General features: G+C 39.2%; 11 protein-coding genes, 6 tRNA genes and 1 rRNA gene. 15 read left to right on the top strand and 3 right to left on the bottom strand.

Translation table 11 applies throughout. The annotated features are described in order from the left end of the window. The first annotated feature begins 5 nt into the window (after positions 1–5). Positions 6–121 (top strand): 5S ribosomal RNA (rrf, locus tag MOK21_RS15795). Between the two features lie 122 nt (positions 122–243). Here the strand turns inward: rrf and mbcS are convergent. Then, positions 244–1821 (bottom strand): acyl-CoA synthetase MbcS, encoded by a 1578-nt coding sequence (mbcS, locus tag MOK21_RS15790; protein WP_249074947.1) that lies wholly within the window; start codon positions 1819–1821, stop codon positions 244–246. A gap of 269 nt (positions 1822–2090) precedes the next feature. Here mbcS and MOK21_RS15785 point away from each other — a divergent pair. The 13 genes from MOK21_RS15785 (at position 2091) to MOK21_RS15725 (ending at position 9648) form a co-directional block, all read left to right on the top strand. Next, positions 2091–2167, top strand: a tRNA-Asn gene (locus MOK21_RS15785). 118 nt (positions 2168–2285) lie between these two features. Then, a tRNA-Glu gene (locus tag MOK21_RS15780) sits at positions 2286–2360 on the top strand. A gap of 73 nt (positions 2361–2433) precedes the next feature. After that, positions 2434–2509, top strand: a tRNA-Val gene (locus tag MOK21_RS15775). A 14-nt stretch (positions 2510–2523) separates the two neighbouring features. Then, positions 2524–2607, top strand: a tRNA-Tyr gene (locus MOK21_RS15770). Between the two features lie 16 nt (positions 2608–2623). Continuing rightward, a tRNA-Gln gene (locus MOK21_RS15765) sits at positions 2624–2698 on the top strand. Between the two features lie 10 nt (positions 2699–2708). Further along, positions 2709–2781 (top strand) — tRNA-Lys (locus MOK21_RS15760). A 184-nt stretch (positions 2782–2965) separates the two neighbouring features. Next, positions 2966–3871 carry an arginase gene (gene rocF / locus MOK21_RS15755; RefSeq protein WP_249074946.1) on the top strand — a complete coding sequence of 302 codons (906 nt, stop codon included), beginning with the start codon at positions 2966–2968 and terminating at the stop codon, positions 3869–3871. A 133-nt stretch (positions 3872–4004) separates the two neighbouring features. Beyond that, on the top strand, positions 4005–4568 hold the full coding sequence (gene sigW / locus MOK21_RS15750; protein WP_249074945.1) for an RNA polymerase sigma factor SigW: 564 nt from the start codon (positions 4005–4007) through the stop codon (positions 4566–4568). Between the two features lie 13 nt (positions 4569–4581). Beyond that, complete coding sequence (locus MOK21_RS15745; protein WP_249074944.1) at positions 4582–5208, top strand: anti-sigma factor family protein; 627 nt, start codon at positions 4582–4584, stop codon at positions 5206–5208. Positions 5209–5357: 149 nt separating this feature from the next. Further along, the gene (cdaA, locus tag MOK21_RS15740; protein ID WP_249074943.1) at positions 5358–6194 is read left to right on the top strand and encodes a diadenylate cyclase CdaA; all 837 of its coding nucleotides are present in this window, start codon (positions 5358–5360) and stop codon (positions 6192–6194) included. Further along, complete coding sequence (locus tag MOK21_RS15735) at positions 6187–7272, top strand: CdaR family protein (protein ID WP_249074942.1); 1086 nt, start codon at positions 6187–6189, stop codon at positions 7270–7272. Before cdaA ends, MOK21_RS15735 begins: the two co-directional genes overlap by 8 nt. 298 nt (positions 7273–7570) lie before the next feature. Further along, a complete protein-coding gene (gene glmM / locus MOK21_RS15730) occupies positions 7571–8923 on the top strand; it encodes a phosphoglucosamine mutase (protein WP_249074941.1) in 1353 nt (450 codons plus the stop codon). A 203-nt stretch (positions 8924–9126) separates the two neighbouring features. Continuing rightward, positions 9127–9648, top strand: coding sequence for a type 1 glutamine amidotransferase domain-containing protein (locus tag MOK21_RS15725; protein WP_249074940.1), 522 nt, complete (start codon positions 9127–9129; stop codon positions 9646–9648). A 45-nt stretch (positions 9649–9693) separates the two neighbouring features. Here MOK21_RS15725 and MOK21_RS15720 read toward each other — a convergent pair whose 3' ends face one another. After that, a complete protein-coding gene (locus MOK21_RS15720; protein WP_249074939.1) occupies positions 9694–10266 on the bottom strand; it encodes a hypothetical protein in 573 nt (190 codons plus the stop codon). Further along, positions 10256–10597: a PadR family transcriptional regulator gene (locus MOK21_RS15715; protein WP_249074938.1), complete on the bottom strand. Its 342-nt coding sequence runs from the start codon at positions 10595–10597 to the stop codon at positions 10256–10258. Before MOK21_RS15715 ends, MOK21_RS15720 begins: the two co-directional genes overlap by 11 nt. Positions 10598–11301: 704 nt before the next feature. On the opposite strand from MOK21_RS15715, the gene glmS reads away from it, so the two are divergent. Next, positions 11302–13104, top strand: coding sequence for a glutamine--fructose-6-phosphate transaminase (isomerizing) (gene glmS / locus MOK21_RS15710; protein ID WP_249074937.1), 1803 nt, complete (start codon positions 11302–11304; stop codon positions 13102–13104). The last annotated feature ends 33 nt before the right edge of the window (positions 13105–13137 follow it).

Here is a 13137-nt window from a genome sequence, read left to right as displayed (position 1 = left end):
ATATGTCTAGTGATGATGGCAAAGAGGTCACACCCGTTCCCATACCGAACACGGAAGTTAAGCTCTTTAGCGCCGATGGTAGTTGGGGGCTTCCCCCTGTGAGAGTAGGACGTCGCTAGGCGCAAAAAGTCGCTGCTGATAAACTCAGTAGTGGCTTTTTTTATATCCAAAGAATATAAAACTTCAGCAATAGATAAAGGAGACATTTCAACCAAGTGATTGGTAAATGTCTCCTTTTTTATTTTATACAGTTGCTGCTCGTAGCTCTATACGGCGAATCTTACCAGAAGTTGTTTTTGGTAGCTCATCGATAAAGACAATACTACGAGGATATTTATAAGGCGCTGTTAATGATTTAACGTGCTCCTGTAGTTCTTTTGTTAACTCGTCCTCATCACGATCTCTAAAGCCTTCTCGTAAGATGACAAAGGCTTTAACAATATGTCCTCTAATTTCATCTGGAGCTGCAACAACAGCACACTCTTGTACAGCTTCATGTTTATTTAAAGCATCCTCTACCTCGAATGGCCCAATTGTATAGCCTGAGGAAATAATGATGTCATCTCCTCGACCTTCAAACCAGAAGTAACCGTCTTCATCACATTTAGCTTGGTCACCAGTAATATACCAATCACCGCGGAAGGCAGCTTGTGTACGTTCAGGCTCACGATAGTACTCTTTAAATAGAGCAGGAGATGTTTTGTGTACGGCAATATCTCCAACTTCTCCAACTGGGGCTTCGTTGCCTTCATGATCTATAATGCGAACAATATTGCCTGGTGTAGGAACACCCATTGAACCAGGACGTAACTCAGTATTTTCAAGTGTGCCGATTAATAAAGTATTTTCTGTTTGGCCATAGCCATCGCGAACTTTGAGTCCGAAGTTATTCATAAATGCTTCGATGACTGGGCGATTTAATGGTTCACCAGCCGAAACAGCGCTACGTAGTGAAGAAAGATTATAGTCTTTTAAATTATCAATCTTCGCCATAATTCGATATTCCGTTGGAGTACAGCATAATACATTGACCTTTTCATCTTGAAGCAGTTGAAGGTATGTTTTTGCATCAAATCCTCCGTGGTATACAAATGCAGTTGCGCCTAACATGATCGTCGATAAAAATGGGCTCCAAATCCATTTTTGCCATCCTGGAGCTGCTGTAGCCCAAACTAGATCACCTTCACGTACACCAAGCCATTGAGAAGCAGCTGTTCTAATATGTGCATATCCCCAACCGTGCGAATGAACAGCTCCTTTTGGTTTACCAGTCGTGCCTGATGTATAAGAAAGAAATGCCATATCATCTCTTTTCGTCGTCGCCGCTTTAAATGTATCCGGCTGCGTACTAGCCAATTCATTTAAAGACGTCCAATCACCTGTAGCAGCACCTATAACCAGCTTATTTTTTAAAGCATCTACTGATGAAGTAATATGATCTACCTCACTAGTGAATGTTTCATAGGCAATTACTGCCCTTGCAGAAGAGTGCTCCATACGATATTCTAAATCACTTGCACGTAACATTTCTGAACATGAAATAGGCACAATACCAGCCTTTAGACAGCCAAGGAAGACAAAATAAGCCTCAGGCAGACGTGGAATAATAACTAATACGCGATCTCCTTTTTGAAGCCCCTTCTTCGTAAAGGCATTCGCATATTGATTCATTTTTTGAACAAGTTCAACATAGGAAATTGTCCGGCGTTCCTGCTGCTCATTTAGCCATTGTATTGCTTGACGATTACTATCTTGAGAGAATTTCTCCAATTCCTCTGTAATATTATAGAATTCTGGTGCAATTAAATCGTTTGTTGCCATGTGAACATTCCTCCCCAAACAAATTTAATAGAAAATTCATAAAACTATTCTCATTTTAACAATTACAATAATATACAGCAAGAATATTCTACGCATAAAATAGAAATATTAGATTTTATAGAGAACTATTAGGTTTTTAGGTAATGATCAGGAATGCTTAGATAAAAAATATTAAAATTTTCACAAAAAGTATTGCATAAATTATAATGCTTGCTATAATAATAAATGTACTTAAGAGGTTTTAAAAAAACCGAATTGAATAGTATTGTTCCGAAGTAGCTCAGTTGGTAGTAGCACCTGACTGTTAATCAGGTTGTCGCAGGTTCGAGTCCTGCCTTCGGAGCCATTTTTTTGCTCATTTTTAAAGTTGATGTTATACATATAAAAAGTTATAAAATAAGTATTGCATTGAACAGTAATAAATGTTATCATAATTCTTGTCTTGTTTAAGACATTTAAAAAATGGCCCCTTGGTCAAGTGGTTAAGACACCGCCCTTTCACGGCGGTAACACGGGTTCGAATCCCGTAGGGGTCACCATTTTTAAAGCATTGTAGTAATGCAAAGGCTTAAAAAGAAAATAAACTGTGAAGAAATGAACACCTGTTTTTATGGAGGATTAGCTCAGCTGGGAGAGCATCTGCCTTACAAGCAGAGGGTCGGCGGTTCGAGCCCGTCATCCTCCACCATAATGTGTTATTTCGGAGGGGTAGCGAAGTGGCTAAACGCGGCGGACTGTAAATCCGCTCCTTAGGGTTCGGCGGTTCGAATCCGTCCCCCTCCACCAGTTTTATTTTAATGATTGGGGTATAGCCAAGCGGTAAGGCAACGGATTTTGATTCCGTCATGCCTAGGTTCGAATCCTAGTACCCCAGCCATTTTTATTTTGAGCCATTAGCTCAGTTGGTAGAGCATCTGACTTTTAATCAGAGGGTCGAAGGTTCGAGTCCTTCATGGCTCACTTTTATAGAATAAAGTATATTCAAAAGTGTAACATTAACTACAGATACTAATCTCTTGCTGAAAACAGCAGGAGATTTTTTTATACCTTTTTTAATTGTATAAATATTCACGAAAATGTTGAGTTGAGCCAGGTAGGATATAGGCTTTACAATAGTCTTACAACTTAAAGGGGGTATGAAAAAATGAATAAACTAAATATTGCTATTATTGGAGTACCGACTGATTATGGGCAAACTCGTAGAGGGGTAGATATGGGGCCAAGTGCTATTCGTTACGCAGGTGTTGTGGAGCGCTTAGAGGCAATCGGACATGCAGTACATGATCAAGGGGATATACGTGTTAGTCAAAAAATAGAAGGTACTGTTGTTGATAAACAACTACTTAATTTAGAGGAAGTTATTGATGTAAGTACATCCTTGGCTAATAGTGTAAATGAAGCGATTGAGCACAAGGCGTTTCCGCTTGTACTTGGTGGCGACCATAGTATTGCTATTGGTACACTTGCAGGGCTTGGTGAGCATTATAAAAATTTAGGCGTTATTTGGTTTGATGCGCATGCGGACCTAAATACACCTGATACGACACCGTCTGGTAATATACATGGTATGCCGCTAGCTGTTAGCATTGGACTTGGACATGAACGGTTAGTGAAAATTCGTAATGATGTACCGAAAATTAAACCTGAAAACGTCATTATTATTGGAGCACGTTCTGTAGACCCAGGAGAACGTGAATTAATTAGACAGCAAGGGATTAAGGTGTATACAATGCACGAGGTAGATCGTCTTGGAATGACAAGAGTAATGGAAGATGCACTTGCCTATTTAAGAGAGCGCAATATAGATGGTTTGCATTTATCACTTGATTTAGATGGGTTAGATCCTCTTTATACTCCTGGAGTTGGGACACCTGTACCTGGTGGTATTACGTATCGAGAAAGCCATTTGGCGATGGAAATGCTTCAGGAATCAGGTATGCTAACATCTGCTGAATTCGTTGAGGTTAATCCGATTTTAGATGAAAAGAATAGAACAGCTGATGTTGCAGTAGCATTGATGGGATCTTTATTTGGAGAAACGCTCGTTTAAAGAAATTTGACAAAAAATTACCTATTGCCACATTGTATAAAAATCTTTTGTTATAATTAATAACAAAATGAAACTTTTCTTATCGATGGGTCGTATAGTATAAGACAGTTGTAAAGGTGGAGAAATCGACACAATGGATGCGTTAGTAAACAAGAAAATAAAACAAGTGCTTAAAGGCGATCAAAACGCATTTGCAGATATTGTGAGTCTCTATCAGCACAAACTGTATCAAGTATGCTATAGGATGTTGGGGAACAAGCAAGAATCTGAGGACATTGCACAAGAGGCATTTGTTCGTGCCTATATGAACTTGCATACTTTTGATCAGAAAAGAAAATTTTCGACGTGGCTTTATCGCATAGCGACAAACCTTTGTATAGACCGTATCCGGAAGAAAAAGCCGGATTACTATTTAGATGCGGAAGTAGCTGGTACAGAAGGGCTTGATATGTATTCGCAGATCGCAGCAGATGACCAGCTACCAGAGGAACAGATAGAGAAACTGGAACTGCAAGATCGCATTCAATATGAGATTGGACGTTTGCCGGATAAATACCGTTCAGTTATAGTATTGAAATATATTGAAGAATTATCATTACAAGAAATTAGCGAGATTTTAGATATGCCTCTTGGAACGGTGAAAACGAGGATTCACCGCGGACGTGAAGCATTACGTAAGCAATTAAACAATCTGTAGGAGGGGAAGCGTCATGAATACTTGTCCAGAGCATATAATAGACTATATCCATGATTATTTAGATGGTGACATTAGTCGTGAGCATGAGCAAGAGTTAAAACGACATTTGCATACATGCAGTGATTGTAAACAGTTGATGCAGGAATTAAGTGAAACAATCGCCTTTGTGAAGAGTGCTTCCCACATTACACCACCTCCGCGTTTTGAAGAAGCTGTGATGGCTCGTTTACCGAAACCTAAAAGTCGTGTAGGTATGCAGAAGTGGATTCGCCGACATCCACTCTTTGTGGCAGCAGCAGTGTTTTGTTTATTTATGAGTGCAACTTTACTAGGTAGTTTTATGGATGACCAACATTTCTCTGTGACTAAACAACCGAACCTAGTTGTTGAAGGTCAAACGGTTATTGTGCCAGAGGGAGAAGTTGTAAAGGGCGACATTGTTGTTAAAAATGGTGATTTAATTGTTGAGGGTGAAGTGGATGGCAATGTTACCGTTATTAACGGACAGTATATGGCATCTTCGGCAGTTGTTTCAGGAAAAATAGAAGAAATTGACGAAGTATTCGAATGGCTCTGGTATACGATTAAAAATTCAGTTAAGTCTGCTGTGACATTCGAGGAGAAACAAGCAACTAAATAACACTCTATACGTCCTAATAGATAGTGCACGTGAGAGGCTGAACGGTCTACTCTTTTGAGTAGACTTTTTAATTGAAAAAAGTTACATTTGATAAGAATGTGCTATACTTAAATGTGTATGGATTCGCAATGAAAAGTGGGGGATGCCACGTGCAAATTATCGAACATTTCGCTAATTTAACACCTGTGAATATTGTTATTAACTTATTAGATGTACTGCTCGTATGGTACGTTGTTTATAAAATTTTAACCCTCATTAAAGGTACGAAGGCTGTCCAATTATTAAAGGGAATTTTCGTAATTATTATTGCGCGCCTTGCTACAGAGTTTTTAGGGTTAGAAACGTTAGGATGGATGTTACAACAAGTTATCGATTTCGGTTTCTTGGCGATTATTATCATTTTCCAACCGGAAATAAGACGTGGTCTTGAACAAATTGGTAGAGGGAAGTTATTCCAACGTTCAATTAATCAAGTTGAGGAAGAACAGACAAGGCTTATTGAGGCGATGAAGAAATCAGTTAGTTATATGGCCAAACGTCGTATAGGGGCGTTAATTTCTATTGAAAAAGAAACTGGTCTAAATGAATATATAGAAACGGGCATAGGACTAAATGCTGAGATATCATCGGAGCTACTTATCAACATTTTTATACCGAATACGCCACTGCATGATGGAGCAGTTATTATGCAGAAAGATAAAATCTCAGCAGCGGCTTGTTATTTACCGCTTTCTGAGAGTCCGTTTATCTCTAAAGAGCTTGGGACGCGCCATCGAGCTGCACTCGGCTTAAGTGAAGTGACAGATGCCATTACTATTGTTGTATCGGAAGAAACCGGTGCCATTAGTCTTACAATGAATGGTAATCTTCATCGAAATCTTTCTCTAGAGGAATTCGAAGAACTGTTACGTAAAATGTGGTTCGGATTAGCACAGGAGTCAGATGCAGCCTCTAAGTTAACTTGGAGGGGGAAAAAGAATGGATAAAATGATGGATAGCCCTTGGGTTTTACGAATCGTTGCACTATTTCTAGCCTTTTTGTTATTTTTCTCTGTTCGTACCGAATTATCTCCTAAAAATAAATCAATATTGAATGAGCAAACAGTAGTAATTCGCGATGTGCCAGTAGATGTTTTTTATGACGATAAGAATCTTATTGTAACAGGGATACCAAAGACGGTGAACGTTACGATAAAAGGTCCAACGCCACTCGCTTTAAAAGCTCAAACTTCTAGAGATTTTTCTATATTTGCGGATTTGAGTAAATTACTCATAGGTGAGCATAATGTTAGACTACAATACGAAAATATTTCGGATAAGTTACAAGTTACATTAGACCCAGCAACTATTAAGGTAAACATTGAGGAAAAAGTCACGCAGGAGTTTCGTGTTGACCCTGAGCTAAATACGCGTTTAATTGAAGAAGGATATATTTTAAATAGCATGTCTTCTAATCCAGCTACGGTGTATGTTACAGGTGCCAAAAGTGCCATTGAAAACATTAGTTATGTAAAAGCTACTGTTACGGGTGAACAAGGCTTAAGAGAACCGTTCTCACAAGTAGCGGAGGTTAAAGTATTAGATCGCGATTTAAATAAGTTAGATGTGACAATTGAACCGGCAACGGTGAAGGTACAAGTAGATATTGGAGCTTACAGTAGAGAATTGCCTGTTGTGCTTAAGGAAATAGGGAAAGCGGCGAATAGTATTACCGTCAACCAATTAACAATTAGTCCTACAAAGGTGAGAGTATACGGTAAAAAATCTATCATAGATGCTTTAACTGCAATACCATTAGAGGTTGATTTATCAAAAATTACAGAATCAAAAACTTATGAATTTGAAGTGAAATTGCCAGAAGGTGTGACAAAAATATCTGATTCAAAAATTAAAGTGAAAGCGGATATTACGAAGGTAGAGCAGGAAAAAACAACAACGACAACAACAACAACAACTACCACTCCTGCACCTCCACCTACTCCTCCGCCAACTTCGGAGGAATCGAAAACGCCTTCTGAGGACGACACGCCGCCTGCGGAGAAAACAGAAGATATTGATTCTTAAACAATAACTGACTATAATTTTATTTTGATTCAGTAGAGAGTTCGTTCTCTATCGGTAAGGTTATTCATTTTCAGATTTGAAACAGTACGAGAAAAGTTGCCCAGGCTAAAATCAAAATACTCTAGCCAATTTATCTGCGCTGTTTTACTAGTTCAGATAAATTTACATAGGGGCATAATTAATAGTTACCAGAGAATGAACGAAAATAGACTTTTCCAAAAGTAAGCAGATGAGCGGTCTAGTTGTCGTTGTAGACAAGCGTGACAACCGTCTTGCATTGAAGGAGAGAATAATTAAAATGGGTAAATATTTTGGAACAGATGGCGTCCGTGGCGTCGCGAATAGTGAATTAACACCGGAGTTTGCATTTAAGCTTGGCCGCGTAGGTGGCTACGTTTTAACGAAGGATGCAACTGACCGTCCAAAGGTTTTAATCGGTCGCGACACACGTATTTCAGGTGAAATGCTTGAAGGTGCACTTGTAGCTGGTCTTTTATCGATCGGCGTAGAGGTAATGCGTCTTGGTGTTATTTCAACACCAGGTGTGGCTTACCTTACTCGAATTATGAGCGCAAATGCAGGCGTTATGATTTCAGCATCACATAACCCAGTGGCTGACAATGGTATTAAATTTTTCGGTCCTGATGGCTTTAAGCTAACAGATGCGCAAGAAGCCGAAATCGAAGCAATATTAGATGCACAAGAAGATACATTGCCGCGTCCAATCGGAGCAGATTTAGGTTCTGTAAGCGACTACTTCGAGGGTGGTCAAAAATATATTCAATACTTAAAACAAACAGTGACTGAAGAATTTGATGGCATCCACGTAGCATTAGATTGTGCACATGGCGCTACGTCTTCACTAGCTACACACTTATTTGCGGATTTAGAAGCGGATATCTCAACGATGGGTGCTTCACCAACAGGCTTAAATATTAATGACGGTGTCGGTTCAACACATCCAGAGGAATTAGCTAAATTTGTAGCAGAAAAGGGTGCTGATGTTGGTTTAGCATTCGATGGCGATGGTGACCGTTTAATCGCAGTAGATGAAAACGGTAAAATTGTTGATGGTGATCAAATTATGTTCATCATTGGTAAGCATTTAAATACAGTTGGTCGCTTGAAAAAGCAAACAATCGTTTCAACGGTTATGAGTAATATGGGCTTCTATAAAGCTGTTGAAGATAACGAAATGCATAGTGTACAGACAGCTGTAGGTGATCGTTATGTCGTGGAAGAAATGCGTGCCAATGATTATAATCTAGGCGGCGAGCAATCGGGTCATATTGTTTTCCTAGACTTTAACACAACTGGTGATGGCTTATTAACAGGTATTCAGCTTGTTAACATTATGAAAGCTACAGGTAAAAAACTGTCAGAGCTTGCTGCTGAAATGAAAATCTTCCCACAACGTTTAGTGAACGTACGTGTAACAGACAAGCATGCTGTGACGGAAAATGCAAAAGTTGCTGCAGTGATTGCTGAGGTAGAAGCAGATATGGCTGGTAACGGTCGCGTGTTAGTGCGTCCATCTGGTACTGAGCCACTTGTACGAGTAATGGTGGAAGCAGCTACAGAAGGGGACTGCGAGCGTTACGTAGAGCGTATTGCAGATGTAGTCCGTGCTGAAATGGGCTTAACAGAATAACTACAATTACGCCAAGGCGATAATGATCAACTCGATTTCCTTTGAAAGGAGGTCGAGTTTTTTTATTAGAATGGATAAAAGCGAAAGTCGTGGATAGACTCCTTTGTTCTTTAAATATTGAAAGCTCACCGACGAAATGAATGTTTTTGAAACGAATGGGAACAGTAGTACAGAGTCACAATTACAAGGAGTGTTGAATCGCAATGGCTAAAATTGCTACAGTGATTACCAATATGTTTGAGGACGCTGAATATACAAGTCCTAAAGGAGCATTAGAAGCGGCAGGTCATGAACTAATAACGATTGATACGACGGCAGGCATTGAGGTAGAAGGTAAGCATGGAGAGAAAGTAAAAATCGATAAAGATATCGATGAGGTAAATGCTTCTGAATTCGATGCATTATTCATCCCAGGCGGTTTTTCTCCTGATATACTACGTGTAGATGATCGTATTGTGGCATTTGTCAAAGAATTTATGGATGAGATGAAGCCAACCTTTGCTATTTGTCATGGTCCTCAATTACTCATTACAGCAAAAACATTAAATGGTCGTGACGCAACTGGCTACAAATCGATTCGAGTAGATTTAGAAAATGCAGGTGCAATATTCCATGACGAGGAAGTGTTTGTTTGTCAAAAACAATTAGTAACAAGTCGTACACCAGAGGATCTACCAGCATTTAATCGGGAAATTGTGAAATTATTAGAGAATGAAGAAGGCTAAGTTTAAAAGGCACAAGTGAATTTACCTGTGCCTTTTATCTATAAATTACTTCTTTTTTAACGCTATAATAGCATTGGTAATTTGCCCAAGTCCGATACCAATGATAATGCCAACACCGGCACCGATTGCAGTGTCGATCCAGCCTTTATCTAAAAAAGCTTCGTAGCCACCGCCAGTTAGAAAACCAGTTAATCCTCCGATACCTAATCCTAAAAACAGGAAGCCGCCATAAAACAACCCGATTGCCTCATAATCTGCGGGATCACGATTTTCGTAATATTGCTTGAAGCGCTCATTTAAATCCTCTGATTGCTCAGAGTTACTGGCGAATTGCAATTCCTCACTGGCCTTATTAAAAGCTTCCTGCTCCGTTAACCCCTGTGACATTAAATCATTCATATAATCACTCATATAGAGTATCATGTCGTCTTGCGCTTCTCGCCCCTGATCGGAACGCCCTTTAAATTTGGAAAGGTGCTTGTCGACCTTACGTTTAGTTTGCCCACTTTTTTTTCGCAGCTTTTCAATATAAGTCATTTCAGCGTCCTGCAAATAATTCTGAGATTGTTCTTTCGCAAAACGATTCATTCTATCCTGTATTTCACGACTAAAGCTCATGTTTGTTCCCTCCATTATCTCTTAAAATTTCAATACGACTACTTAAAAAATCCCATTTAGCCCAGAAGGACATCAGTTTCTCTTTCCCTTGTTCATTAAGCGTATAGAATTTTCTTGGTGGACCCATTTCAGATGGCTTTTTGACAATATTGACAAGACGATTTCTTTCTAACCGCATAAGTAACGCATAAACAGTTCCCTCAGCTATGCCCTCGAACCCCATTTGCGTGAGATGTTTGACAATCTCATAACCATAGATTTCACCACGGCTAATAATTTCTAATACAATACCTTCTAAAACTCCTTTGAGCATTTCACTCAGATTATCCATGAACTCACCCCCGGGCTTAGCTTTACCTGTACTAAGTGTTGCTAAGTACTGTATATAGTATTGCTAAGTAGTGACTTTGTCAAGTGATAAAAAAATGGGATAACCGTGTTGCTAACCCAAGGAAGATTGCATCATATTTTTATTGGGAATTTCAAAATATTGTTTTATAGCAGATAGTTTGTCTACTTTTTGTCATTAAAAAGTAGGATAAATAGGTGTTTTTTATAACGAAAATTTGACGTACAGCATATGATTGAGTATGATGGAGAAGTTGAATATGAGGTCCGACCTTATCATTTAACGAGAGCGCATAAGGAGGGAAGAAAAGCGCAAAATCGGAAAACAATTATAGCGCCTGAGCTGAAGAAATTGGACGAAACTATCTTCAGCAGACGAGGTGGAGGTTTATCGAGAATTCGGCGGATGCCTCCCGATCGACATACCCGATTGTCACTTTCCATTTTGAAAGCATTTGAGTGATTGAATGTACAGAAAATGGAGAAGGTATAGTTAAAGCAATAGATAAATAGAGAAACCTCACGTATCGAATGGTTACTATTCAGATGACTGAATGAGTGTTAACACTGTGCATGTATGGCATGCTAATTTTCATTAGCAAAGCAGTTACATTCACAAAAATTTCGATAGGTTGAGGTCTAGTTTGTCATTGCGTCAAATTGACGATATCGGAGGATAAGAAATTTATGTGTGGAATTGTAGGATATATTGGTGAAACAGATGCAAAGGAAATCTTATTAAAAGGTTTAGAGAAACTAGAGTACCGTGGCTATGACTCAGCAGGTATTGCAGTGCGTAACGAAGAGGGTGTAACAGTCTTCAAAGAAAAGGGACGTATTGCAGATTTACGTGAGGCAGTGGACGAGGACGTTGCTGCAAAAGTGGGTATTGGTCATACACGTTGGGCAACTCATGGTGTACCAAATCGCTTAAATGCACACCCTCATCAAAGTGCATCAGGTCGTTTTACGCTAGTACACAACGGAGTTATTGAAAACTATCATTTATTACAAAAAACTTATTTAAAAGGTATTCCGATGAAATCTGATACAGACACAGAAGTCATCGTGCAATTAGTTGAGCTATTTGTGAAAGAAGGTTTAAGCACGGCTGAAGCGTTCCGTAAAACGTTATCTTTATTACACGGCTCTTACGCATTAGCTCTTTTAGATGCTGAAGCGGCTGATACAATTTTCGTTGCGAAAAACAAATCTCCACTTTTAGTAGGTATTGGTGAAGGCTTTAATGTTGTAGCTTCAGATGCGATGGCGATGCTACAAGTAACAGATCAATATGTAGAGCTACACGATAAAGAAGTCGTAATCGTACACAAGGCTAGCGTTGAAATTACAAAGTTAGACGGTTCATTAGTAGAGCGTGCACCATACACAGCAGAGCTTGATATGAGCGATATTGAAAAAGGTACTTACCCTCACTATATGTTAAAAGAAATGGATGAGCAGCCAACAGTTATTCGTAAAATCATTCAAGCATACGAAGGTGAGAATGGCGAATTAACAATTGATGCTGATATTTTAAAAGCATTACAAGCGGCAGACCGTCTATATATTATTGCAGCCGGCACAAGCTATCATGCAGGCTTAATCGGTAAGCAATATTTCGAAAAAATGGCTGGTATCCCAGTAGAAGTTCATATTTCAAGTGAGTTCGGCTACAATATGCCATTACTTTCAGAAAAACCATTGTTTATCTTTATTACACAATCAGGTGAAACAGCAGATAGTCGTCAAGTACTTGTGAAAATTAAAGAGCTTGGTTATCCAACATTAACAATTACAAACGTACCTGGTTCTACGCTATCACGTGAAGCGGACCATACACTGTTATTACATGCAGGTCCAGAAATTGCAGTAGCTTCTACAAAAGCATATGTAGCGCAAGTAGCTGTACTTGCTGTAACAGCATATGTAACGGCGAAAGCTAATGGCAAAGGCTTAGAATTTGATTTAAAACAAGAACTTGCGATTGCAGCAAATGGTATCCAAACAATTATCGATTCAAAAGATGTATTAGAGGATATCGCAGAGGATTACTTAAAAATCGCACGCAACGCATTCTTCATCGGCCGTAACATAGACTTCTATGTAAGCCTTGAAGGTGCCTTAAAGTTAAAAGAAATCTCTTACATCCAAGCAGAAGGCTTCGCAGGTGGCGAGCTAAAACACGGTACAATTGCCTTAATCGAAGAAGGTACACCAGTGTTTGCCCTAGTTACACAAGCAGAAGTAGGATTGAACATCCGTGGTAACGTCAAAGAGGTAGCTGCACGTGGAGCATACCCATGCATTATTGCTATGGCTGGCGTAGATGAAGACGGTGACCGTTTAGTAATCCCTCAAGTTCATGAATACCTAACACCACTTGTATCGGTAGTGCCATTACAATTAATTAGTTACTACGCAGCACTACACCGCCGCTGTGATGTGGATAAACCACGTAACTTGGCTAAATCGGTGACTGTTGAATAATACGCTATTTATGTTGAGTATTGAATTTTGATT

It is taken from the genome of Lysinibacillus sp. BPa_S21 (assembly GCF_023337795.1).
Taxonomy (GTDB): Bacteria; Bacillota; Bacilli; order Bacillales_A; family Planococcaceae; genus Lysinibacillus.
Note: the sequence above shows the minus strand (reverse complement) of the source record. Positions and strands in the feature narration are given on the sequence as shown.

Bases quoted from the DNA above. Each gene is read 5' to 3' on its own strand.
- mbcS (WP_249074947.1), bottom strand. From the start codon at position 1,821: ATGGCAACAAACGATTTAATTGCACCAGAATTCTATAATATTACAGAG.
- rocF (WP_249074946.1), top strand. From the start codon at position 2,966: ATGAATAAACTAAATATTGCTATTATTGGAGTACCGACTGATTATGGG.
- sigW (WP_249074945.1), top strand. From the start codon at position 4,005: ATGGATGCGTTAGTAAACAAGAAAATAAAACAAGTGCTTAAAGGCGAT.
- MOK21_RS15745 (WP_249074944.1), top strand. From the start codon at position 4,582: ATGAATACTTGTCCAGAGCATATAATAGACTATATCCATGATTATTTA.
- MOK21_RS15735 (WP_249074942.1), top strand. From the start codon at position 6,187: ATGGATAAAATGATGGATAGCCCTTGGGTTTTACGAATCGTTGCACTA.
- glmM (WP_249074941.1), top strand. From the start codon at position 7,571: ATGGGTAAATATTTTGGAACAGATGGCGTCCGTGGCGTCGCGAATAGT.
- MOK21_RS15725 (WP_249074940.1), top strand. From the start codon at position 9,127: ATGGCTAAAATTGCTACAGTGATTACCAATATGTTTGAGGACGCTGAA.
- MOK21_RS15720 (WP_249074939.1), bottom strand. From the start codon at position 10,266: ATGAGCTTTAGTCGTGAAATACAGGATAGAATGAATCGTTTTGCGAAA.
- MOK21_RS15715 (WP_249074938.1), bottom strand. From the start codon at position 10,597: ATGGATAATCTGAGTGAAATGCTCAAAGGAGTTTTAGAAGGTATTGTA.
- glmS (WP_249074937.1), top strand. From the start codon at position 11,302: ATGTGTGGAATTGTAGGATATATTGGTGAAACAGATGCAAAGGAAATC.